The following is a 22,931-nucleotide window of genomic DNA, read 5'->3' as shown; positions in this document are numbered from 1 at the left end:
TCTATGTAACAGCTCAGACGTCGGGCTTAAGCCGGTTCTTTGCTCTTCGTCCCTTTTTTGCTGCTGCCCCCGGAAGCATCGGGATAGCTGAAGCTTGGTGCGTTATCTTTAATATCAATCCGCACCAGACCACCGCGGGTCAGCTTGCCAAAAAGAAGTTCTTCAGCCAGCGGTTTCTTGATCACGTTCTGGATCACACGCCCAAGCGGACGCGCGCCATAAAGCGGATCATAGCCTTCCGCTGCCAGCCACTTGCGGGCTTTGGGCGAAAGTTCGATGGTCACATGGCGGTCTGCCAGCTGGGTTTCCAGTTCCATAATGAACTTGTCCACCACCTTGGTCATCACACCCGTCGAGAGGTTACGGAATGGAATAATCGCGTCCAGACGGTTGCGGAATTCCGGTGAAAAAGCCTTGTTGACGGCTTCCTCATCATCGCCAATCCGGACTTCCCGACCAAATCCGATCGCAGGTTTGGCCATATCCGCCGCCCCGGCATTCGAGGTCATGATCAGAATAACATTGCGGAAATCAATGGACTTGCCGTTGTTATCGGTCAGTCGGCCATTATCCATCACCTGCAGCAGGATGTTAAAGATATCAGGGTGCGCCTTTTCGATTTCATCCAGCAGCAACACACAATGCGGTGTCTTGTCGATGGCATCGGTCAACAATCCGCCCTGATCAAACCCGACATAGCCCGGTGGGGCACCGATCAGGCGGGAAACCGCGTGACGCTCCATATATTCAGACATATCAAAGCGGGTCAGCTCGACCCCCAGTGAATGGGACAGCTGTTTTGCCACTTCGGTCTTCCCGACACCAGTAGGACCGGTGAAGAGATAACAGCCGATCGGCTTTTCCGGGGTGCGCAGACCTGCGCGGGCCAACTTGATTGCCGATGACAGGGCAACGATTGCCTGATCCTGGCCATAGACCATGGTCTTGAGATCACGATCAAGATTTTTGAGGACAGACTTGTCGTCCTTGGAAACCGATTTGGGCGGGATGCGCGCAATTTTGGCCACCACAGCTTCGACTTCCTTGACCCCAAGCGTTTTTTTGCGTTTGTTTTCCGGCAGAAGCATCTGCGATGCACCGACCTCGTCGATCACGTCGATTGCCTTATCCGGCAATTTCCGCTCACCAATATAGCGGGCGGAAAGCTCCACCGCCGTGCGCAAGGCTTCATTGGTGTATTTCACCTTGTGGTGTTCTTCATAATAGGGCTTGAGACCACGCAGGATCTTGACCGCGTCTTCAATTGAAGGCTCCGCCACGTCGATTTTCTGAAAACGCCGGACCAAGGCGCGGTCTTTTTCAAAGTGGTTGCGATATTCCTTGTAGGTGGTCGAACCGATGCAGCTCAAGCTGCCGTTCTGCAAGGCTGGCTTGAGCAGATTGGACGCATCCATTGATCCGCCAGATGTTGCCCCGGCACCGATCACCGTATGAATTTCATCGATGAACAACACCGCACCTTCCATGGCCTCTACTTCCTTGACCACGCCCTTCAGACGCTCTTCAAAGTCGCCACGATAGCGGGTCCCCGCCAGTAATGAACCCATATCAAGAGAAAAGATAATTGTATCTTTCAGGACGTCTGGAACCTCGCCGTCGACAATCCGCTTGGCAAGTCCTTCGGCAATGGCCGTTTTACCAACACCAGGGTCCCCGACATAAAGCGGGTTGTTCTTGGTCCGGCGACAGAGCACCTGAACAGTACGTTCCAGTTCGGATTCCCGGCCAATCAGAGGGTCGATCTTTCCGGCCTTGGCCTTCTTGTTCAGATCGACACAGTAGGCATCAATCGCCTCGCGTCCTTTATTACTTGGCGTTTCTGCCCCGCCTTCCTCGCGGCGGTCTTCCGCGCCATGGATGGTACGGGTTTCTTCCAGACCTTCAACTTTGGCAATGCCATGGCTGATATAATTCACCGCATCCAGTCGGCTCATTTCCTGCTCCTGCAGGAAGAAAATGGCATGGCTTTCACGTTCAGAGAACATCGCAACCAGGACATTTGCGCCAGTGACTTCTTCCCGGCCGGAAGACTGGACATGGATGGCCGCACGTTGCAGAACCCGCTGGAAACCAGCGGTTGGTTTTGCATCACCCAGATGGATTGTTGCCAGATTGGACAGATCGTTATCGATGTAATCCAGCAGATCTTCCCGCAGAGTTTCCAGTGCGACGCCACAGGCTTTCAATACAGCTATGGCATCCTGGTCTTCTGTCAGGGACAGTAGCAGGTGTTCAAGTGTGGCATATTCGTGCCGGCGCTCATTGGCGTAGGCCAGAGCCCTGTGCAGTGTCTGTTCCAGATTATTTGACAGCATTGCCATGTTATCACACCCCTTTAACCATCGTGGCCAGATCACCCGGTCAACTGCAGGAGCCCTAACTCCTGACCCTGTGTCTTTGACCACCCTCTTTTACCAAACCTAGGGCTTTTACTATACCTAGGGAGCAAAAACTGAATCAGCAAGAGATAGTAGAAAATAGATTTTCCTTGAATATCAGCTCCCTCTTTCTACCGAATATTCCCGGCGGAACCGAATTCACTCTACCTCTGTGCTTTGCCAGTATCTCCCGGCATAATCCTGCTTTTTCCATTAGAACATGCAGGACGTTTAAAGCGGCTATCGACTGTTGTGTTGAGTCATTTTAAAAGGGAAATAGAGAAGAAAGAGTAAAAATACACCAACTCTTTTACAAAACCTGGTTCTTATACAAAACAGTGCGCAGAGTCGTAAAAAGTGGAAAGCTCCGGCTTCAGGTTACTCTTTTTCGATCACACACTGCAGCGGATGCTGGTTCTTGCGGGCGAGATCAACCACTTGCGTCGCCTTGGTTTCAGCAACATCATAGTTAAAAACCCCACAAATTCCGACGCCCTGTTGATGCACCTGTAACATAATCCGGGTCGCGTCTTCCTGATCTTTGCCAAAAAACTGCGTCAGAACATGGATGACAAACTCCATCGGCGTATAGTCATCATTCAGCAGAAGAACCTTGTACATAGACGGGCGTTTTGTGCGTGTGCGCGGCTTGACAACAACGCCCTGCTCTTCATCGAAATCATTATTGCGGTCTGATCCACTCATCCACTACTACCTGATCATCTTTTTGCGGTTCGACAACCGAGGGGCTGCGACGACATTAATGCAAACAGCGCCCCAATCGGGACGCATACTCAAGGCTATATATTATAGTATCAACCTTGCGTTTCTTCAAGAAGCTGGCGTTGAAATAGCCGTTCTGCGACTCTTGGAGAAAAACGACAAAAGCCCCGTAAAATACGGGGCTTTTGTCTTAACCAGTCAAACGGATGCCTCAAGCTTAGGCAGCTGTTTTGGACATCTTTTCAAAAGTCTGTGTCACCTGCTGACGAATTGGCTCGGCAACTTCTGTTGCGACCTTGGTTGTCAGCTCAGTGATTTCTGTGCCATTTTTCACCAGCGCATCAAAAGACTCACGCGCGAATTTTGTCTGAATGTCAGAAACTTCGTTGATGTCTTTTGCAGCCAGGAAAGCTTCGGCAACGGCCATGTTCTTTTTAATCGCTGTCTGCGCCATATCGGTAAACAGCGTGCTGAACTGCTGATAGCTTGCAGAAAGGCTGTTACCAGATTTGGTTGCAAGATCAGCTGTTTCCTTGCTGATTGCAGCAGCATCTTCATACTGCTTGTAAAATGTAGTCATTACTTTTTCAGCCTGGGCCTGAGAGAAAGTAAAAATTTGTTCATAGCCTTTTGCGGCAGATTCAATACCAGTTTTCATTTCGTTCTCCACGGTAACTGTTTTGTTAACTGTTTCGTTTACAGAGGTTGATTCGACTTTAGTCTTCGGCCCGTTCGTACCGGAGACTGTTTTCTCGGTAGTATCTGCCGTCTTCTTTTTAATCGTGGTTGTCATATGTATCTCCTAAAATTCATCTCAATTTTGGAGCGAGTTCTTCACCTTGGCCCCGCAGGCTTCATCTAGTAGGGCGAAGATCGTCACTCTTTTGACAACACCCTCATGCTGCGATGCAACATAATTGTGAATATACATCGTTTCGGGAAAATTTCAAGAGCAATGCTGCAATGCAACAAACACATAACGCAAGTGAAACTAAAATGTCATCCGAACCCCTATGGTTGCAGATGACATTTAGAGAACTCCACATCCGGAAAGAACAGTCCGGGTTCGGCCTGAAACGATAATCTTTATGCTAAAAAAGCGCGTTGTTGGTCAGGCCGTTATTGCCAACACGCAATTCGAAGTGTTTATGTTTCTCTGCTTTTGATTGCCCCATACGCGCTTGCAATGCTGTCCCCATATCCCGGATCGGGTTTACAGCAACACCAGTCTGGTCCTGGTTCAGCAAATAGGGAACAAAAGCCAGATGGTCAAAACTCTTGTCCTTCAGCTTCCAGCCATTGAAAACAAAATTTCCATCATGGCACAGCGCTGAGGTCCAATAGAAATCATCCGAACGCAAGCGGTCCCCCTCCGTCTGAAGCTCCCCGGCGCCACTTTGCTGCAACATCTGCTCCAATTCCGCCAGTTCCTCCCGCGAAAGACTGCGCTGGGATTTTTTCCACCCAAACTGAGCAAGGGGATCAGACAGAGAAATGTGATTAACCCGAACCCCGCTTCCCTCCTGCGCTCGTGAAATCAACTCGGCGGTGTCCCCGGGGACTCCCGTGACCTCATAGGTCCTGATCTGTTCATCATACACCGCATTATAGACAAAGCGGTATTCAGTCATGCCCGGTTGACAGCGCTGACGGATATCTTCGCCGCCAACATAACTGAACCAAGTCGCCTTCTGGGTATGGGGTTTATCTATGTTGCCCTGGTAAGAACAGCCCGCAGCCCAGAGACACAGGGGGAGAAGAAAGAGTTTATGCATTGTTCCTCGCTCAAGATGAAATGCAAGCAGCCTCGTAAAAGTCGAGTTTTTTCATCTTTTTATCAAAAATTTATCTTTAGCTCTGTTTGTTCACTATTTCTCAAGATAAATATGGCAAGCTAATGGCGACTGGACAGAGGATTCATCTTTATGTAGAATCCTTCAGTATTAAACGCTTAGATCAATAAGCTGAGTCTCAACTTTGGAAACACGCGTTAAGGTGTTATTCAGGAAGCCCGTCTGGTAAGGGGAAGTTAATGAATCTAGGACTGAAGCTCATCTCAACAATGCTTCTGACCCTGCTTGTGCTTATGGCACCGGCACAGGCCAAATATGCATCGATTGTTCTGGATGCAGAAACAGGCGAGATTCTCTATAGCAGAAATGCTGATGTTAAAAACTATCCGGCTTCCCTGACCAAGATGATGACCCTCTACATGGCTTTTGACGCTCTGGAAAAGGGTAAACTGAAGATAGATCAAAAGCTTCCAGTTTCAAAAAGAGCTGCAGGCATGGCCCCCTCAAAACTGGGGTTGGCTTCTGGCAGTACGATCACAACTGAAGATGTCATCATGTCACTGGTCACAAAATCAGCGAATGATGCCGCTGTGGTTATGGCAGAAGCTATCGGCGGCAAAGAAACCACCTTTGCCACGATGATGACCAAACAGGCTCGCAAACTGGGCATGAGCAATACCACATTCCGCAATGCTTCCGGTCTGCCCAACAGGGGCCAGCTCAGCACCGCCAGAGATATGGCAACCCTTGCCAAAGCCCTGATGCGTGACTTTCCTCAGTATTATGGCCTCTTCTCAACCCAGAGTTTTTCCTACAAAAACCGCAAATACAACAATCACAACAAGCTCCTCGCCAGTTATCAGGGTACAGACGGAATCAAAACCGGCTACACCAATGCCTCCGGCTTCAATCTGGTCGCTTCCGTCCTGCGCAATGACCGCCGTCTTATCGGCGTTGTTTTTGGCGGAAAAACTGGCCGTTCCCGTGATCGGCACATGAAAGATATTCTCGACAAGAGCTTCAAACAGGTTGGTGTTACCAGAGTTGCCAAACTCCCTGCCGTGCCGAAACCCAACCCGCTTCGGGAAAGTGATGTCGCCGAACTTGCGCCACCACCCGCAACACCGGCACCACGCCCCGTTCTGGTGAATGCCGCCTCAACGGCACCTGCTCCGGGACAGATTGCATCACTTGGCACACCGACAGATCTCGCGGTCGAAGAAACCGGTAATGTCAGCGATAACAGCTGGGGCATCCAGGTTGGAGCCTTCAGCGATTACGAACCGGCAAAGATGGCAGCAGCCCAGGCGAAGGCCCAGATCACATCCCATAACGATGCGACACAGGTTCACATTCAGCAGGTCGACAAAGCCGACGGCTCTCTTTATCGCGCGCGCCTTAAAGGCCTTGACGAAGTTGCCGCCCGCAACGCCTGCCGGGAACTCAAGGAAAAACGCATGTCCTGCGTTGCAGTTCCACCGGGGCTGTTCTGATCCCCTCCCGCTGACAGTATAAAGTCATCAAAAAAAAATAGCCCGGTTTGATCCGGGCTATTTTTTTATCTCAACAGGCGCTTGTTTCAGGCTGGGAAAATCGTTCAGCCTGGCAGGTCAACCTTGCTCTCTGCCAACTGGGCAGCAAGCTGCGCTTTTAGGCGATCAAGACCTTCAGGTGTCGAGGCCTCGCAGCGGGCAACAAGCACAGCCTGTGTATTGGAAGCCCGAAGCAGCCACCAGCCGTCAGCCGTGTTAACGCGCACGCCGTCAACAGCAACCACATCTGCTTTTCGGGCGGCAAGGCGTTCGGCGACCTCTGCCACAACAGCAAATTTGCGCTCTTCCGCACAGTCAAAACGCAGCTCGGGGGTGTTGACAACAACGGGCAGTGACTTGCGGAACTCGGCAAGCGACTGCCCTGTTCCTGCAACAATATTCAGAACACGGACAGCAGCATAGAGTGCATCATCATAGCCATAGTACCGGTCGGCAAAGAACAGATGAGCAGACATCTCTCCGGCAAAGGGAGCACCTGTCTCAATCATCTTCGACTTGATATGTGAATGGCCGGTTTTCCACATGATCGGGTTTCCGCCGGCCTTCTCGATCTCGCTGAACAGAACCTGGCTCGCTTTTACATCCGCAATAATTGTTGCCCCGGGTTTGTCCTTGAGAATGTCCCGTGCCAACAGCAACATGATCTGGTCACCCCAGAGGATTTCGCCCTCGGAATCCACCAGACCAATACGGTCTCCGTCGCCGTCAAAAGCAATCCCCAAGTCAGCTCCCATCTCGGCCACTGCCGCCCGCAGATCCACCAGGTTCTCCGGTACTGTCGGGTCCGGGTGATGGTTGGGGAAGGTGCCGTCAATATCGGCAAACAAAAGCTTGTGCTGCCCGGGAAGGGCGGCACAAAGTGTTGTCATTGCATCCCCAGCCGCACCGTTTCCGGCATCCCAGACAACTTTCAGCCCTGCATCCTTGAACTGGACCTCTTCAAGCAGTCTGGCAATATAGTCATCAAAAATCGGGTGCTCGACCAGATCGCCAACGCCGCTTTCAAGATCACCGCTGCTGGACAGCTTGGAGATTTCCTTGATCTGTTCCCCAAAGAAAGCCTTGCGCTTGTGGACAATTTTGAAACCGTTGTGATTACCCGGGTTATGCGATCCGGTGATCATGATCCCGCCGTCAACCGGCAGTGTATAGGCCGCAAAATACAGCATCGGCGTGGGGCCGAGGCCCACGGCATAGACTGTCACACCTGCCGCACGGAGACCTTCGGCAACCGCAGCAGCCAGCAGCGGAGAAGAGACACGTCCGTCATAACCGACAGCAACCTTGGTGCCTCCGGCGCGGCGGACAATCGTGCCGAAAGCCTGCCCTATGGCCCGGGCATCAGCCGGAAAGAGGGTTTCGTCAATAATACCGCGGATATCATATTCGCGGATGATGCTCGGGTGAAAAGTATGCACGTCAGTTCAAGTCCAAAGGTTAAACAGGGCCAAAAGTCGGGAGATGGTTTTATATATCCATAAAAGCAGACAGGGGACGACCGATACTCAGATAGTCAAAGCCGTCCTCAGCCATTTCTGCCGGGCTATATATATTACGCAGATCAACAATCAAGGGGGCTGCAAGCAAGGCCTTCACTTTATCCAGATCCAACCGCCGGAATTCATTCCACTCCGTAACAATGACCAGCGCATCAGCCCCGTCCATGGTCTGATAGGCCCCACTGCAATAGGTCACGTCAGACAGCAGTTTCTTTGCTTCTTCCATACCCTCCGGGTCATAGGCGCTGATTGTTGCCCCTTGGGCCTGGAGAATCGGAATAATATCCAGACTTGGGGAATCCCGCATGTCATCCGTGTTCGGCTTGAAGGTCAGGCCCAGCACGGCAATTTTTTTACCCGCAACCGAACCGCCACAATGGGCAATGATCTTGTCAGCCATCTTCCGCTTGCGGGCGGCATTGTAAGAGATCACATCCTCGACCAAACTCACCGGAGCACCATTTACACGGGCCGTATAGGCAAGAGCCTGTGTATCCTTGGGGAAACAGGAACCGCCATAGCCCGGTCCGGCATGCAGAAATTTCCGTCCGATCCGGCCATCCAGCCCAATCCCCTTGGCGACCTGGTGCACATCGGCACCGACCTTTTCACAAAGATCCGCCATCTGGTTGATAAAGGAAATCTTGGTCGCCAGAAAAGCGTTGCCCGCATACTTGATAAGCTCGGAAGTTTCCAACTTGGTGAAGATGATCGGTGTCTCAATCAGGTAAAGCGGGCGATAAAGCTCGGCCATAACATCTTGAGCCCGTTTGCTTTCCGCCCCGATGACCACGCGATCCGGACGCATGAAATCGTTGATCGCCGCCCCTTCACGCAAAAACTCGGGATTTGAGACCACATCAAAATCAGCATCGGGACGGGCTTCACGGATAATCCGCTCCACTTCACGCCCCGTTCCAACCGGGACGGTCGATTTGGTGATAATCACCTTATAGCCGTCCAGAACAGCGGCAATTTCCCGCGCAGCCTGATAGACATAGGAAAGGTCAGCCTGGCCATCCTGCGGTCCCGGAGGCGTACCAACGGCAATAAAGATAGCATCCGCGTCCCGGGCAGCTTCTGCCAGATCGAGAGAGAAGCTCAAACGCCCCGCTGCCGCATTCTTTTTCACCAGCGTTTCCAGGCCCGGCTCAAAAATGGGGATCACCCCGTTTCTCAAGCCTTCGATCTTTGCTTCATCCTTGTCGACACAGACCACATCTGTCCCGAACTCTGAGAAACAGGTTCCAGATACCAGACCAACATAGCCTGTCCCGAGCATCGCAATACGCATATTTTTCTCCTACGCCGTTTCAATCAGCAGACAAAGCACAGCTGTCGCCTGGCCGTTTGAAACCGGTTTACCTATACATACTTGTTGAGGATATCCCGCATTCGGACACCAAGGTCTTCCCGCTCCAGAGCAAAAGCAATTGTGGCCTCGAGGAAACCCGCCTTGCTTCCACAGTCGAACCTTGTTCCTTCAAAACGCAATCCATGGAAGGTGACATCGTCCAGTGTCTTGGCCAGTGCATCTGTCAGCTGGATTTCACCCCCCGCACCCCGTTGTTTCTTGTCCAGCTCTCTGAAAACAGAAGGGTCAAGAATATAACGGCCGATAATCGACAGGGTAGAGGGGGCTTCAGCAGGATCAGGCTTTTCAATCAGGGTCCGCGCCCGGGCCAGAGGCCCTTTTTCCTCGACCACATCAAGAATACCATAACGATTGGTATGCTCTCTCGGGACATCCATGACCGCCACAAGGTGGCCGCCAACATCCTCATAATGTTCGACCATCTGTTTCAGACAGGGTTGATCGGACTTCACCAGGTCATCTGCCAGCAAAACAGCAAAAGGCTCATCGCCAATCAAATTTCTTGCACACCATACAGCATGCCCCAGCCCCAAAGGTTCCTGTTGCCGGGTATAGGTGACACTGCCAGCCTCAAGCAACAAGGAAGAAAGATCCTCCAGTTCCTTGTGCTTGCCACGTGACTGCAATACGGCTTCAAGCTCGTATTCCCGGTCAAAATGGTTCTCTATCGCGGCCTTCCCTCGACCCGTGACAAAGATGAACTCTTCAATTCCTGCAGCCTTCGCCTCTTCAACCGCATACTGGATCAAGGGTTTATCAACCACAGGAAGCATTTCTTTCGGCATGGCTTTGGTCGCTGGTAAAAATCTTGTGCCAAGACCACCAACAGGAAAAATCGCTTTACGAACGGGTCGGCGCATCTGGGCCCCCACTCCTTATTCTAGAATTAAACAACACACCTCATGCCATAGAGACACGGTGAACTCAACCCGGGCCTTTCAAGAGCACATCTTTCGCCCTGTTGATCTGGGTTGCCAGAAATGTGCTCCCCCCGTGATCGGGATGCAGCTTTTGCATCAGGGAGCGATGAGCCTCCCGAATTTCCTCAGCAGAGGCACCTTTTTTCAACCCCAGGATCTCCAGCGCCTGCTTTTTATCCATGACAGTATCAGACATCCCTGCCTTACCTTCTCTGAAATCTTGAGCAGATGCCCCTTCTTCTTCTTGCATCCAGTCACTGCCAAACCTGCGTTGGGCATATGCCAGGATAAGATCAGCAGATTCAGTGTCCTCCAGCCGATAATCGCGATAGAGCTGGGCAACCATCTCGGAAGACAGATCAGACAGGGATTTCCCCTCCTGCGCACCAGAGATGACCTGACCGCTCATCTCACCGCTTGTATGGTCCAGCCTCATTTGCAAAAACCGGGTTACTACTTCTGAAAACTGCCCCGGAACCGGACCTCTTGCCATCTTCAGCCGCTGCAGGATTCCACGATATCGCAGAAGTAGAGGGAGCAGCAAAGGCAAGGCCCCCAAAACCAATAAAACGCGGCCAGTTAAAATCAGAAACAAGGCAACAAAAAGGCCAAGCGAGATCGCAATTCGCTTAAGGGTTTTAATAATAGTCGAAGGAGAAGCCTGACTGTACCACTGAGCCAGGAAAACCAGGGCCAGAAGCAGGGCCACCCCGGCCAGAAAATAGGCAATCACAGCATCATTCTCCTCTCCCCATTTTTATATACAATCCAGGTTTCAAGTCCGTTTAAACAAGAGCAAAAACCCTATTTCCCCAGCTGTGATAACAACAGGGTCGAGCCCCCTTTTTTACCTTTGCTAAAATCAGACAGGGCACGTCGTCCTCCTGCGGCAAAAACGGCAACAGCCGAAAGCAGTTCTCTCAGCTGTTGAGCAGCGCCTTCATCAAAGGGGCAGTAGGCCCCTCCGGAAAGACGGGCAACCTGTCGATAAACATTTTCCACCAGAGGGTCGCGCCCTTCGTGAAACATAAAACAGGGCACAGCATGCAAGCCCAGCTGTCCAGCCAGGTGCCCAAGTTCGTCCACATCTTCTTCCATGGCATCCCCGACAAAAACCAGGGCATTCACATGTTTTTTCTGGGTTTCATCCAGTGTCTTTTTCAGAACCTTGCGGATCTGTGTCTTGCCCGCCAGACATTGAACTGACGTCATTAATTTTTGTAACTGCTGTGCAGAAGAGATCCAGGATGTTGACTTGCACTCCCGGAAGCCACGAAAAAAAATCAACTGGATATCCAGCCCACCAACTCTTCCGGCTTCCTCGAACATCATCGCTTGAATATGGCAAGCCTGATCCCAGGTGAACTGACGGCTTGCTGTCGCATCCATGGCAAATACAAGACGACCTCTTTCCATCCCCCTCGCCGGGGTTTGTTCCAGCCTCGTCAAAAAAGCACTCACTTCATCTTTCGAAGATCGAAGTGCTATTTTTTGCTTGGATGGTCTCTGCTCTGGCACGCTGCTTCCTTCAAGAGATCAAAAGCTTCTGGAATGAGGTATTTCCAGTGTAAAGGCAATTACCACCAAAATATATAATCATCGCTACGCCCGCACAAAAGCCCCCTCAAGGATTTTTGTCGCTCCGGCTTTCATTAAACAATACCTGTAGATACAGGAGGTTTAAATTGTTTCAGGGTGTTCTATAGCCATTTCTCCGCTCAGGCCGATTGCCTGTAGCAGGCTCCTCACTTCCTGACGTGCAGCAACATGGCTCATACTCAGAGATATCCCGGCGTCTTCTGAATCAAGATCCAGTAGCGTTAAACCTTTAGGGAAAAGCTCTCGAAAAATCACCCTCTCCCCAAAGCCCGGAGCCAGACGGAACTGCAGCCGTTTGGCCAGATGCTCCAGCAGCAGCCCCATGTCACGCTTGTTCTTGGCATCGATATGCGAAAGCCTGTTCCGCATTACAACCCAGTCAATCGGTCGTTTCCGCTGAATAGCCCGCTGCTGGCGCTGTTCCCAGACCATCTGGCTATAGGTACTGGGTGTCAGTTTCAGATCGTCATCAACAACTTCTATTTTTGCCAGCATATCCATGTCGAGAAAGCTGTCATTAAGCGGGGTGATCAGAATATCTGCATAACTATGACCAAGTCGGGAAAGATGGTTGTCACTACCGGGTGTATCAAACACCAGATAATCCCGATCCCACAGCTCTTCCATCGCCCGTTCCAGGTTCTGGCGATCTTCCTGCTTGCTGATCTCACTGTCTTCAACGGCTGAGCGATAGACCCTTCGATGCTCGGGAACAGCGATCTGCGCATTGGTCGTCTGAACAAAATGTTGACGGTTTTCGATATAACGAGACAGGGTCCCCTGCCGGGCATCCAGATCAATCGTCCCAACAGTGAACCCTTCCCTGAGCAGGGAGACAATCAAATGCATGGAGGTGGTCGACTTGCCAGAGCCGCCTTTTTCATTACCGACAACGATAATACGCGGGCGATGCTGTTCTTTGATCTCGGACATCCTGGAGCACTACTTTATTATTAAATCTAAAATTTTCTGCATCTTTCAAGGGCTTTAACAGTCCGAAGAACATCGGCGTCACCTTACCGCCCTATCCCTGCCACAGCAATCTTGCATTCAACCGTCGAAGTCATTTTTCCTTGCCAGGACAATGAATTTAACGATATCACTCTAGCCAGAAGAAGGAACAGAAACGGAACAAGATGCGAAACCCTACCTTCAAAGATACTTTTATTCTGATCCTGCTTGCAGCGATATGGGGGTCCGCTTTCCTTGCCATCAAAATCACTGTTCACGAGGTTCCTCCAGCAACAATCGCGGCTTCCCGGCTGCTGATCGCGACAGTGATCATCTACGGCTATATGCGCAGCCGTGGTCTCTCTCTCCCGCGCAGCAAAAAATTCTGGATACAGATTTTCTTCGTCAGCTTTTTCACCATGGCTGCCCCTTTTACCCTGATCAGCTGGGCCGAGCAGTACATTGAATCTGGCTTGACCGCGATCCTGATGGCGACCGGCCCCTTGCTCGCCCTCGTACTTTCCCACTTTTTCAGTACTGATGACCGCTTTACCCTCTTCAAGCTCCTCGGTGTTATTATTGGCTTTTCCGGTGTGTTGCTGATTCTGGGTTTCGACAGCTTTTCCGAGTTCGGAGATGATGTTCCAGCCCAATTGGCTACGATGGTTGCCGCCATGTGTTACGCGGGTTCCGGGCTTCTGGTCAAACGTGTCCGCGAGAAATCAAACACCATCACCACCGCTTCAATCCTGCTTGTGGCGACACTACAGATCCTGCCCTTCAGCCTGCTCCTTGATGCCCCCTGGCAGAGCCTCCCGGCCAGTAGCCTGTCAACGCTGGCCGCCCTGGTCTATCTCGGCGCTATTCCGACAGCCTTGGCTTTTATACTCCGCTTCTATCTGATCAGGGAAGTCAGCTATACCTTCGTCTCTTACGTCGGCTATCTCGTTCCGGTTTTTGGTGTAATCTGGGGAACAGTATTCCTCGGCGAGCGCCTTCCCGCAGAAACACTCCTGGCCCTCGCCATGATCCTTTCCGGGATTGCTGTCAGCCGTTTGTCACTTGGCTGGTTTCTTGCTCTGAAAAACAATTATAAAAAGTGATCAAAAAAATGGAGAGCAAGACCCTTGTCCTGCTCTCCGTCAAATCAAAAAACCAAATTTTAGTTTAGGCCGACTTGATTTCCCGCAGGAAATCCCGAACCTGACCATTGAGACGGTCACCCTGGGATTTAAGGTCTCCCACTGCATTCTTCACTTCCTGAGAGGCTTTCCCGGATTTCTCGGCAGCCATACTGACTCCGGAAATATTCGACGAGACCTCCTGGGTACCACGCGCAGCTTCCTGGGTATTGCGGGCAATCTCCTGCGTTGCAGCTCCCTGCTCCTCAACCGCGGCAGAAATCCCCGAAGCAATTTCGTTTACCTGGTTGATAATCTTGCTGATACCCTCAATATCGGTCACAGCAGAGCCGGTCTGACGCTGCATGGTCGCTATCTGTTCAGAAATTTCTTCCGTCGCCTTGGCGGTTTGGTTGGCAAGGGATTTCACCTCGGACGCCACCACGGCAAAACCCTTGCCTGCTTCACCAGCCCGGGCAGCTTCAATGGTTGCATTCAAGGCCAGCAGATTGGTCTGTTCAGCAATATCATTGATCAGATGCACAACCTCGCCAATTTTCTGTGCTGCTTCTGAAAGTTGCTGCACCGTCTGGCTGGTCTTGCTCGCTTCAGAAACCGCACGGTTCGTGACATTTGCAGATTCCATCACCTGGCGACTGATCTCGTTGATCGAAGCAGACAATTCCTCTGCTGCAGATGCCACAGTCTGAACATTGGTCGAGGCCAGATCCGATGCCGAAGCAACAGCAGCAGACTGGGCTTTGGTTTCTTCAGCCACATCAGACATAGTATTCGCTGTATCGCCCATCCGTCCTGTTGAATTCTGCAAGGCAGCCAGCACATCACGAACATCGCTGTCGAAAACCTTCGCCAGCTCCTCCAGACGCAGAGCACGAGTCTCTCTTTCCTTACGCTGCACTTCCTGTTCTTCTTCAATTCGCTCGCGCTCGATCAAATTTTCCTTGAACACCAGAAGTGCCCGAGCCATTTCACCGACTTCGTCCAGGTTATCCACCGCCGGAATATCAACATCCTTGTTCCCTTCCGACAAGCGGGTCGTAACGTCGGTTATCAAACGGATCGGGCCGGTCAAACTCCGGAGCACGACGACTCCAATACCAACCATAAGGATAAAAATGACGATGCCAGCACCGATAATCAGATTACGCACAGCCGTCGCATTATCAGCAGCTTCAGCTGAAACGCTTTTGACATCGACCGAAATGGCTTCGACAGTTGACGAAACATTGCTCACCCGCTCAGCAATGGCTGCCAGCTCATCTTTGCTGTAGGCCCCCATTGCTTCAATCGGAGCATGAAGGGTACCAAAGGCCTGGACCAATTGATCCGTCCCGCCATCAAAGCTGAGTGTCGTTGAAGCAAATTTCTCAAAATCGCTCAAATAAGTCTCAACCAGCGTCTGTATGTTCTTTTTCTCGTCTTTGGAAAGCAGCGCGTACTTCACATTCCGAAGAAATTTTTTCCCCTGATTGAGGACATCATCCATGTCTTCTTGTTCGTGAGAGATGATAAAGCTTTTTTCAACAGTGCGGATCGTTGTCATCTCGCCCGCAAGCTTGATCAGGTAAGGTGCTTTAAGGCTGTCTTCGATGGCGAAGGCTGAATTATTTAAACGCCCCTTCAGACCAGCATTTTTTGTCAGCCCGAGCGTGTTCTTGTCTTCAACAACCTTGCCAAAGCTCTCTTCAAAACTTCTCAAATTGGCTCTGAGCCCGGAAATCCCTTCGGTTAATGCGGGGACTTCTGCCAATGTTTCCAGCTCTTTGAGCTTGGCGTTCACAACATCCATTGCCACAAAAAACTGATCTTCGTATTTGAGATCACTTTTGAGAAGAAAATCTTTTTCGCTCAGGGCAAGACGATTAATTCCGACATCAATCTCATCGACAAGCTTCTGAATTTGCTGTGCATTTTCGAGCTTTTCCTGATCCGCCGACAAGGCAACCTGGCTCTCTTCAAGCCGGGACTGATTTTCTGCCAGCTGTTCCTGGCTTTTGGCCAGCATCATATCTCCGACAAAAAAGATCGAGCAAATCACTGCCAGGGCAACAATACCCAGCAACATCAACGCATAGATACGCGTTGATACAGACAGGTTTCCCAGAAAAGTGGTCCGGCTGACCTCTGTTTCGATCTCGGCATCTCTATATGTATCAAGCGATGCTTCTTCCAGCACCTCTGCCTCAACAACAACCTCTTCCGGTTGCTCATCAAGGGTGTTCATTTTTGTTTCTGACACGACTTAACCCGACCTTGTTAGATATTGCTCTTTGCGAGACAATAAGATGTTGCTTTTATAGCTTCTGATCTGATTATTCGGTCCGAGCGTTAAAATAAGGTAACTGCCAAAGAAAAATATAAAGAAATTTGAGACATATTTCAGAATGCTTAAAAAACAACGTGTTGAATATATCGACCGACGATTGAAAGAACTTTATCCGATCCTTCCAATTCCGCTCGATCATAAAGATCCCTACACTCTTCTGGTCGCGGTTTTACTCTCGGCTCAATGTACGGATGAACGGGTCAATAAAATTACTCCCGCCCTCTTTTCACGAGCTGATAATCCTTTTGACATGATGCTGGTTCCTGTCGAGGAAATCCGCGCCATCATCCGCCCCTGTGGCCTGTCTCCCAGAAAATCCAGTGCCATTTCCGAACTCTCCCGGATCTTGGTCGAACGATATGATGGCGAGGTACCTCAGTCATTGGAAGCCCTGGAAGAGCTGCCCGGAGTTGGACACAAAACAGCCAGCGTCGTAATGTCACAGGCTTTCGGTGTCCCGAATTTCCCCGTCGACACCCACATTCACCGGCTGGCCCAACGTTGGGGGCTGAGCAGTGGAAAAAATGTCGAAACCACCGAGAAAGATCTGAAAAGACTTTTCCGCCGGGACCGCTGGAACGATCTGCATCTCGAAATTATCTATTATGGACGTGAATATTGTTCAGCACGCGGCTGTGATGGTACCAAATGCGAAATCTGCTCGACCTGCTACCCGGAAAGAACCAAACCTCTAAAAACCAGAAAATCCTGATCCAAAACCCTTATCCCCCTGGCCTTTAGACTCCTCCCCTGTTTTAGATGAAACAGATACGCTTATGAAAAATGGGTTGTTCATTTTCCCAAGGCAAAGCTATATAAAAAGAACAAACACACCAATGAATTGTTTATCCCGATAACTTTTCTCTCTTCATCAGGAACAGAGCTTCAGCTGACAGGACAAGTGATGATCGAATATATTCTTCTGGGCCTCGTCGTCCTCGCGGCACTTTATGCCATCATGACATACAACAAACTGGTTTCGGGACGCAATTCGGTTGAAAATGCCTGGCGGCAGATTGATGTCCAGCTCAAGCGTCGTATTGATCTGATCCCTAATCTTGTCGAAACCGTCAAGGGCTTTATGGCCCATGAAAAGGCCGTGCTGACCGAAGTCACCGAAGCGCGCGCCCGTGCCGCATCCGCTGGCAGCCGAAGCGAAGCCATTGAGAGTAACAACCTTTTGTCCAATGCCACAGCCAACCTGCTTGCTGTCATGGAGAACTACCCGGACATAAAATCTCAGGGCAATGTCAGTAATCTGACAGAAGAACTGGCAACAACCGAGAACAAGGTCGCTTTTGCCCGTCAGCATTACAACGATATTGCGACAGAACAAAACAACCAGGTCCAGCAGTTCCCCTCCAATATTTTTGCAAATATTTTCAAATTCAAGATGGAAGATCTTTGGGAACTCGATGACGTCACCCGGAACTATCTTCAGGATGCACCGACCGTCTCCTTCTAGTCACGGTTATTTCCCCGTAAAGCTTTTTCCTTTTGATCGGAAACAATCAAAAGAGAAAAAAACGCGACAAACCAGATAGCCAAAGAATTTTTTCCGTTTCTGATTAAACAAAAAGTGCTTTGGCTCCTTCCAATTTCATTCAGGAAATGGTCTTTGCATGAGCACTGCTTCCCTTGTGATCCAGTCCACTGATTTCAAAGGTGCCCAGGCCAGAAATAGGCGTAATTCGTTTGTTCTCTGTCTGGTCATGATCATCACAGCCATAGGACTGGGTTTTGTATCGGGTTGGGCTGCCGAGATTCTAAGTGGCGCACATCCAGCTCTTGCAACAATTGGCTCACGCAGCGGAACACTTGAGATTTTGCAACGTACCCTGAACAGTGAATGGGGGCTGGTCGGGGCTGCGGGCATGTGTACCTTCTCTCTTCTGTCACTCTGTTGGACCTGGTTTTTTGCAGACAGGACACTGCTCAGCCTCAACAGTGCTGTTAAGGCTGACACAGAAGAATACAGCAGACTGCACAATGTGATTGAAGAGATGGCAGTCGCTTCCGGTCTCCCGAAACCTGCCGTCTATATTATCCATGACGAAGGAATGAATGCCTTTGCCACAGGCCTGCGTCCGGATCTTGCTGCCGTCACCGTGACATCCGGGCTCTATAACGAACTCTCTCGCGAAGAGTTACAGGGTGTTGTTGCCCATGAAATGGCCCACATCCTCAACCGGGATGTCCAGTATGCAGTGCTGGTTGCTGTCGGGGCGGGCCTTATCGCCCTGTTTGCTGAACTAATGCTCCGCCTGTCTCGTCTGTTCTTTTCTCCCCGATCCTCCCGAGCAAAAGACAGCGATTCAAAAGGAGCTGGCATGATCATGCTTATTGCCGGAGCGGTTTGGTTACTGGCTGCCATTCTTGCCCCGATCGTAGCGTTGCTCGTACGTATGGCAATCTCCCGCGAAAGAGAATATCTCGCCGATGCGACGGCCGCTCAGCTCACACGCAACCCCAAAGGGCTGGCATCTGCCCTGTTAAAAATCAACGACCATGCACATCTGGCACAAAAGAACAGCGCTACAGAACATCTCTTTATCATCAATCCCAACCGGGCCTTCAGTGAAACTGCGGGGGACCTGACGTCGACTCACCCCGCAACCTCGTTGAGAATCAAGCGGTTGATGAATCTTGGCTAAAGCTTTTCCTTTTGATCCGCATTGATCAAAAAAGCTGTGTTTTAAAAAATTAAATTCCGGCTATGATCCTGAAGAATACCACTTGGCCTCTTGCACGACAGGTGACAGGACAGGCCCGCTTTCAGGAACATCATATGAGTTTTTTAGATACAAGTTTTTCAGGGAAAACCGCCATCATCACCGGTGCCGCAGGGGGCATGGGACTGAATATTGCTCTGGATCTGGTTCGAGCTGGTGCCTATGTCGTCCTGATTGATATCAAGGAACCTGGAACCGATCTTGCGACCTGGGGACCGGGACAGGCTGTCATGGCCAAAGGAGATATCACCGACGATGTTTTTATAAACCAGGTTATGAACGATGCTTTTATCCGGACAGGACGGCTGGATTATCTGGTCAATGCCGCCGGAGTACTCTGGTTTGACCGGGATCGTTCGACCGAAGAAGTCAACCTTGATGCCTGGGACCAGATTATGAATATCAACCTTAAATCTATGGTCATCACCTGCCGCCATGCCTTGCCATTGATGCGCAAAACCGGGGGGGGTGCCATGGTCCATGTTGCCTCTGTCCAGGCCCTGCGCGGCGATGACAAGCCCCAGGTTGCCTACCAGGCCTCAAAAGCCGGCATCATATCCCTGTCAAAGACCGTTGCCATGGAAGGGGCTGCCGATGGCATCCGCTCCAATTCACTTTTGCCCGGGCCAACGGTCTCTCCGATGCAGGATCGCTGGGTCAAGGATCCTTCTGTTCAAAAAAACACAGAAAAAGTAATTCCCCTGGGACGGGCGGGCACAACCCAGGACATGGCAAACGCCACTCTCTTTCTGCTGTCTGATCTCGCCAGTTACATAACCGGAACAGAGTTGATTGTCGACGGCGGGCTCCTGGCACGCCCCTGATCACGAAGAAACCCGGGGGCTCGGATAAAGCCCCCGGGTTCCAGCTACAAACACATTTTCTCTGCACTCTGCTTTCCGGAGGCATTCCTCCGAAACCTTTTGTCGCCACAAACACCGTACGACAATCAAACCTCTATCTTCAGGCGTCCACACCAACACGCGGCGCAAAATCAGCCAGCCCTTCACGCAGCAAATGCCGAACGCCCTGGCGGTCCTCCAGTACCGGACCATCTTGCCCATTGAACAGCTGTCCCAAGGACACAAGAAGATCAGCCCGGAAACGGGTAAAAGAATCTTCGCCTTCGCCACGAGCCGGAATTTCTTCCCGTTCACGCAAGGAGATCAGTGGCTCTTCTATCGGTAATCCGATCAGCGGTATCCCTTCCAGAGCAGGGCTCGTCTCCTCGGCAGAAGTGTTCTGTTTGCGCTGACCAACAAGCTGGTTCAGGATCTCGTCGATCCCCTTCCCTGCCTTGTCCAGTCCCAGACCATTACCTGCATCCAGCAAAGAATCATTCCCGAGCGCCTGGAATACATTACCCAGGGCAGAGGCTGCGCCCGCAGCAGAGGACGATTGGGCAACGGCTGTGGTTTTTGTCACTTCGGCCTGTACAGAAGCAAAGTTAAAGGAAAACTCGCCGGTTTTGTTGTTCACATAGATATCCAGCGACTGAACGGCAAGATAGGCCCGCTCAGTAACCCCCGAACCAGTTCCATCAGCCCCGCTGTAGGAAACCGCCTTGCGGGAGTTGATTGAAACCGCCTGCTCAAAGGAAAAACTGAACTCGTCCGAACTGCTGGCTCCCTGTTTAATGGAATTAACCAGGCCCTGTGCAAACTCAAGCGCGGCTTCTTTGGTACTGCCAAGGCGCTCAAAGACTTCTGCCAGTGTACCAACAATAGCATCAAGTGCCGAGCCGAGAAGTTTTTGGATTGCTTCACTCGGACTAACGGCGACATCCGCTGTTTGTTTCTTATCACCCTTTTCGACATCCCCGGCCCTGTTCTTCAAAAGGCTGGCCGGAACGTCGACAGCATCCTTGAAGGGGCGGCGCCCGGATTTACCCGAATTCGCCTCTCCTGCCAGGGAATTTTGCCCGTTGGCACGCGCTTGCCCACCTGCCTGCCCTGTAGCATTGGCATTCTGGGGAAGGGTTTTATCTGAAGATTGATCAGGGAATCCGCGCAGCCTGTCGAGGCCCTGCTGCAGCAGTCCCAAAGCGGAAAGTGCCATTTTTTCCTCCTCCTGAGGTCCCCACATGATCGCCTGACAAAAGAACTTTCACAGTTCTTTCTGACTATCCGTGCGGTTGAGCTACGTGCTCTGATAAAAATCTGGTTATAACATAGTTTATTCTCTTAATCTTAACGAGTCCTTAATTAAATAAAGCTAGGGACGCGAGAGGATTTTTTTGTACAGGTACAATATATTAGCCTGGATATTAGCCTGGATAGTAGACCTGGATAGTAGACCTGCCAGTGCAGATGAATTAAAGAACAAGTCACTCTTCCAGGATGCAGAAGCAAAAGATCTAGCTATGCATTTTTCGCTTACAGCCATGCATAATTTGCATAGCTGGGCTTCCTTCTGCCTCTCTTGTCGCCTTCTCTGCTTCAGTTTAAGACTATCGCACAAAAACACTCCACAACACCAAGGAGAGCCCCTTCCATGAGCGAAATTTTAAAATGCATCTCACCTGTTGACGGTTCCGTTTATGTGGAACGTCCACTGGCCAGTGACCGTGACATCCAGGCCGCCCTGGACAAATCTGTCGCCGCCCAGAAAAGCTGGCGCAAGGTTCCTTTGAGCGAGAAACAGGCCCTGATCAGCAAGGCCGTCGATTACTTTGTCGCCAATAGCGCCGCGATTGCCGAGGAGATCACCTGGCAGATCGGCCGCCCGATTTCCCAGTCCCCCGGTGAAATTCGCGGTTTCGAGGAACGCGCCCGCTACATGATCCAGATCGCCCCGGAATCCCTTGCTGACCGGAATGTGGGCGACAAAGAAGGCTTCACCCGCTTCATCCGCAAGGAAGCACTGGGCGTTGTCTTCGTCGTTGCCCCCTGGAACTTCCCGCTGATGACCGCGGTCAACTGTATTGTTCCTGCCCTGCTTTCCGGCAACACAGTGCTCCTGAAACACGCGGCCCAGACCCCGCTTTGCGCCGAACGCTTTACCGAAGCCTTCAAAGCTGCGGGTTTGCCGGATGGCGTATTCCAGCATCTGCATATGAGCCACGATGGCGCTGCCCGCCTGATCGGCACGGATGGTGTTGATTTTGTCAACTTCACCGGTTCCGTGCCCGCAGGTCATGCGATCCAGAAAGCCGCATCCGGACGCTTCATCGCAACAGGTCTCGAGCTTGGTGGCAAAGACCCCGGTTATGTTCGTGCTGATGCAAACGTTGCCTACGCTGTTGAAAGCCTTGTTGATGGAGCCATGTTCAACTCCGGCCAGTCCTGCTGCGGTATCGAGCGGATCTACGTTCACGCCTCCGTCTATGACGATTTTGTCTCCGGTGCTGTAGATCTCATCAAACAGTACAAGCTCGGCAATCCGACAGATGCCAATACCAACCTCGGTCCAGTTGTCAAAACCAGTGCCGCCGACTTTGTCCGCAGCCAGGTTGCCGATGCCGTCAAGGCTGGTGCCTCTGCCCTGATCGATCCCGGTTTCTTTGCCGCAAACAAGGAGGGAACCCCCTACCTTGCACCACAGCTGGTCGTGAACGTCGATCACTCCATGCGCGTCATGAATGAAGAGAGCTTTGGCCCTGTCGTCGGCGTGATGAAGGTTTCTTCCGACGAAGAAGCCATCAAACTGATGAACGACAGCGAATTCGGCCTGACCGCGTCGATCTGGACCAATGATGTCGAGGCTGCGCTGGCCATCGGCGACAACATTGAAACCGGCACCTGGTTCATGAACCGCTGTGATTATCTCGATCCCGCCCTGGCCTGGACCGGCGTCAAAAATTCCGGCCGCGGCTGTAGCCTCTCAGCTGTTGCCTACGAGCACCTGACCCGTCCAAAGTCCTTCCACCTGCGTACCAAAATCTGATAGGCAGATAAGTTCCAATAAAAAACCCGGCTCT

At 51.3% G+C, this 22,931-nt stretch carries 19 protein-coding genes; 7 read left to right on the top strand and 12 right to left on the bottom strand.

From position 1 onward, the window contains the following. Positions 1 to 26: 26 nt before the first annotated feature. The 4 genes from clpA to B152_RS0112180 all read right to left on the bottom strand — a co-directional run bounded on the left by clpA (position 27) and on the right by B152_RS0112180 (position 4,897). Positions 27 to 2,336 carry an ATP-dependent Clp protease ATP-binding subunit ClpA gene (clpA, locus tag B152_RS23530; protein ID WP_033406258.1) on the bottom strand — a complete coding sequence of 770 codons (2,310 nt, stop codon included), beginning with the start codon at positions 2,334 to 2,336 and terminating at the stop codon, positions 27 to 29. A gap of 441 nt (positions 2,337 to 2,777) precedes the next feature. Then, on the bottom strand, positions 2,778 to 3,104 hold the full coding sequence (gene clpS, locus B152_RS0112190; protein ID WP_020592709.1) for an ATP-dependent Clp protease adapter ClpS: 327 nt from the start codon (positions 3,102 to 3,104) through the stop codon (positions 2,778 to 2,780). Positions 3,105 to 3,339: 235 nt separating this feature from the next. Then, on the bottom strand, positions 3,340 to 3,780 hold the full coding sequence (locus B152_RS0112185; RefSeq protein ID WP_169337418.1) for a phasin family protein: 441 nt from the start codon (positions 3,778 to 3,780) through the stop codon (positions 3,340 to 3,342). Positions 3,781 to 4,213: 433 nt separating this feature from the next. Next, a complete protein-coding gene (locus tag B152_RS0112180) occupies positions 4,214 to 4,897 on the bottom strand; it encodes a hypothetical protein (protein ID WP_020592707.1) in 684 nt (227 codons plus the stop codon). A 257-nt stretch (positions 4,898 to 5,154) separates the two neighbouring features. Between B152_RS0112180 and B152_RS0112175 the strand changes: the two genes are divergently transcribed. Further along, positions 5,155 to 6,408 carry a D-alanyl-D-alanine carboxypeptidase family protein gene (locus B152_RS0112175; protein ID WP_020592706.1) on the top strand — a complete coding sequence of 418 codons (1,254 nt, stop codon included), beginning with the start codon at positions 5,155 to 5,157 and terminating at the stop codon, positions 6,406 to 6,408. A gap of 104 nt (positions 6,409 to 6,512) precedes the next feature. Here the strand turns inward: B152_RS0112175 and pgmG are convergent, their stop codons facing one another. The 6 genes from pgmG to B152_RS0112145 form a co-directional block, all read right to left on the bottom strand. After that, entirely contained in the window at positions 6,513 to 7,886 is a 1,374-nt protein-coding gene (pgmG, locus tag B152_RS0112170) for a phosphoglucomutase/phosphomannomutase PgmG (RefSeq protein ID WP_020592705.1), read from the bottom strand. A 49-nt stretch (positions 7,887 to 7,935) separates the two neighbouring features. Then, complete coding sequence (locus B152_RS0112165; RefSeq protein ID WP_020592704.1) at positions 7,936 to 9,261, bottom strand: UDP-glucose dehydrogenase family protein; 1,326 nt, start codon at positions 9,259 to 9,261, stop codon at positions 7,936 to 7,938. Between the two features lie 71 nt (positions 9,262 to 9,332). Beyond that, on the bottom strand, positions 9,333 to 10,202 hold the full coding sequence (galU, locus tag B152_RS0112160) for a UTP--glucose-1-phosphate uridylyltransferase GalU (RefSeq protein WP_020592703.1): 870 nt from the start codon (positions 10,200 to 10,202) through the stop codon (positions 9,333 to 9,335). Positions 10,203 to 10,266: 64 nt separating this feature from the next. Continuing rightward, complete coding sequence (locus B152_RS0112155) at positions 10,267 to 10,995, bottom strand: DnaJ domain-containing protein (RefSeq protein ID WP_020592702.1); 729 nt, start codon at positions 10,993 to 10,995, stop codon at positions 10,267 to 10,269. Between the two features lie 71 nt (positions 10,996 to 11,066). Then, positions 11,067 to 11,678: a hypothetical protein gene (locus tag B152_RS0112150; protein ID WP_020592701.1), complete on the bottom strand. Its 612-nt coding sequence runs from the start codon at positions 11,676 to 11,678 to the stop codon at positions 11,067 to 11,069. A 264-nt stretch (positions 11,679 to 11,942) separates the two neighbouring features. Continuing rightward, positions 11,943 to 12,794, bottom strand: a complete 852-nt coding sequence (locus B152_RS0112145) for a division plane positioning ATPase MipZ (protein ID WP_020592700.1) — start codon at positions 12,792 to 12,794, stop codon at positions 11,943 to 11,945. A gap of 203 nt (positions 12,795 to 12,997) precedes the next feature. Between B152_RS0112145 and B152_RS0112140 the strand changes: the two genes are divergently transcribed. Continuing rightward, positions 12,998 to 13,915 (top strand): DMT family transporter, encoded by a 918-nt coding sequence (locus tag B152_RS0112140; RefSeq protein ID WP_020592699.1) that lies wholly within the window; start codon positions 12,998 to 13,000, stop codon positions 13,913 to 13,915. A gap of 64 nt (positions 13,916 to 13,979) precedes the next feature. Here the strand turns inward: B152_RS0112140 and B152_RS26290 are convergent, their stop codons facing one another. Next, the gene (locus B152_RS26290; protein ID WP_157231061.1) at positions 13,980 to 16,193 is read right to left on the bottom strand and encodes a methyl-accepting chemotaxis protein; all 2,214 of its coding nucleotides are present in this window, start codon (positions 16,191 to 16,193) and stop codon (positions 13,980 to 13,982) included. Positions 16,194 to 16,338: 145 nt separating this feature from the next. Here B152_RS26290 and nth point away from each other — a divergent pair, with 145 nt between their 5' ends. From nth to B152_RS0112110, 4 genes are all read left to right on the top strand, one after another. Then, positions 16,339 to 16,992 (top strand): endonuclease III, encoded by a 654-nt coding sequence (nth, locus tag B152_RS0112130; protein WP_020592697.1) that lies wholly within the window; start codon positions 16,339 to 16,341, stop codon positions 16,990 to 16,992. A 192-nt stretch (positions 16,993 to 17,184) separates the two neighbouring features. Beyond that, complete coding sequence (locus B152_RS0112125) at positions 17,185 to 17,745, top strand: LemA family protein (RefSeq protein WP_020592696.1); 561 nt, start codon at positions 17,185 to 17,187, stop codon at positions 17,743 to 17,745. A gap of 157 nt (positions 17,746 to 17,902) precedes the next feature. Continuing rightward, positions 17,903 to 18,934: a M48 family metallopeptidase gene (locus B152_RS23520; protein WP_020592695.1), complete on the top strand. Its 1,032-nt coding sequence runs from the start codon at positions 17,903 to 17,905 to the stop codon at positions 18,932 to 18,934. 134 nt (positions 18,935 to 19,068) lie between these two features. Further along, on the top strand, positions 19,069 to 19,836 hold the full coding sequence (locus tag B152_RS0112110; RefSeq protein WP_026261518.1) for an SDR family NAD(P)-dependent oxidoreductase: 768 nt from the start codon (positions 19,069 to 19,071) through the stop codon (positions 19,834 to 19,836). 139 nt (positions 19,837 to 19,975) lie between these two features. Here B152_RS0112110 and B152_RS0112105 read toward each other — a convergent pair whose 3' ends face one another. Next, complete coding sequence (locus B152_RS0112105; RefSeq protein WP_157231060.1) at positions 19,976 to 21,070, bottom strand: hypothetical protein; 1,095 nt, start codon at positions 21,068 to 21,070, stop codon at positions 19,976 to 19,978. A 435-nt stretch (positions 21,071 to 21,505) separates the two neighbouring features. On the opposite strand from B152_RS0112105, the gene B152_RS0112100 reads away from it, so the two are divergent. Then, positions 21,506 to 22,897, top strand: coding sequence for an aldehyde dehydrogenase family protein (locus tag B152_RS0112100; RefSeq protein WP_020592692.1), 1,392 nt, complete (start codon positions 21,506 to 21,508; stop codon positions 22,895 to 22,897). Positions 22,898 to 22,931 lie beyond the last annotated feature (34 nt).

It is taken from the genome of Kiloniella laminariae DSM 19542 (genome assembly GCF_000374005.1).
Taxonomy (GTDB): Bacteria; Pseudomonadota; Alphaproteobacteria; order Kiloniellales; family Kiloniellaceae; genus Kiloniella; species Kiloniella laminariae.
This window is presented reverse-complemented; position numbering and strand designations above follow the sequence as displayed.

Coding starts and splice junctions, on each gene's coding strand:
- clpA (WP_033406258.1), bottom strand. CDS start 2,336: ATGCTGTCAAATAATCTGGAACAGACACTGCACAGGGCTCTGGCCTAC.
- clpS (WP_020592709.1), bottom strand. CDS start 3,104: ATGAGTGGATCAGACCGCAATAATGATTTCGATGAAGAGCAGGGCGTT.
- B152_RS0112185 (WP_169337418.1), bottom strand. CDS start 3,780: ATGAAAACTGGTATTGAATCTGCCGCAAAAGGCTATGAACAAATTTTT.
- B152_RS0112180 (WP_020592707.1), bottom strand. CDS start 4,897: ATGCATAAACTCTTTCTTCTCCCCCTGTGTCTCTGGGCTGCGGGCTGT.
- B152_RS0112175 (WP_020592706.1), top strand. CDS start 5,155: ATGAATCTAGGACTGAAGCTCATCTCAACAATGCTTCTGACCCTGCTT.
- B152_RS0112165 (WP_020592704.1), bottom strand. CDS start 9,261: ATGCGTATTGCGATGCTCGGGACAGGCTATGTTGGTCTGGTATCTGGA.
- galU (WP_020592703.1), bottom strand. CDS start 10,202: ATGCGCCGACCCGTTCGTAAAGCGATTTTTCCTGTTGGTGGTCTTGGC.
- B152_RS0112150 (WP_020592701.1), bottom strand. CDS start 11,678: ATGGAAAGAGGTCGTCTTGTATTTGCCATGGATGCGACAGCAAGCCGT.
- B152_RS0112145 (WP_020592700.1), bottom strand. CDS start 12,794: ATGTCCGAGATCAAAGAACAGCATCGCCCGCGTATTATCGTTGTCGGT.
- B152_RS0112140 (WP_020592699.1), top strand. CDS start 12,998: ATGCGAAACCCTACCTTCAAAGATACTTTTATTCTGATCCTGCTTGCA.
- nth (WP_020592697.1), top strand. CDS start 16,339: ATGCTTAAAAAACAACGTGTTGAATATATCGACCGACGATTGAAAGAA.
- B152_RS0112125 (WP_020592696.1), top strand. CDS start 17,185: ATGATCGAATATATTCTTCTGGGCCTCGTCGTCCTCGCGGCACTTTAT.
- B152_RS23520 (WP_020592695.1), top strand. CDS start 17,903: ATGAGCACTGCTTCCCTTGTGATCCAGTCCACTGATTTCAAAGGTGCC.
- B152_RS0112110 (WP_026261518.1), top strand. CDS start 19,069: ATGAGTTTTTTAGATACAAGTTTTTCAGGGAAAACCGCCATCATCACC.
- B152_RS0112105 (WP_157231060.1), bottom strand. CDS start 21,070: ATGGCACTTTCCGCTTTGGGACTGCTGCAGCAGGGCCTCGACAGGCTG.
- B152_RS0112100 (WP_020592692.1), top strand. CDS start 21,506: ATGAGCGAAATTTTAAAATGCATCTCACCTGTTGACGGTTCCGTTTAT.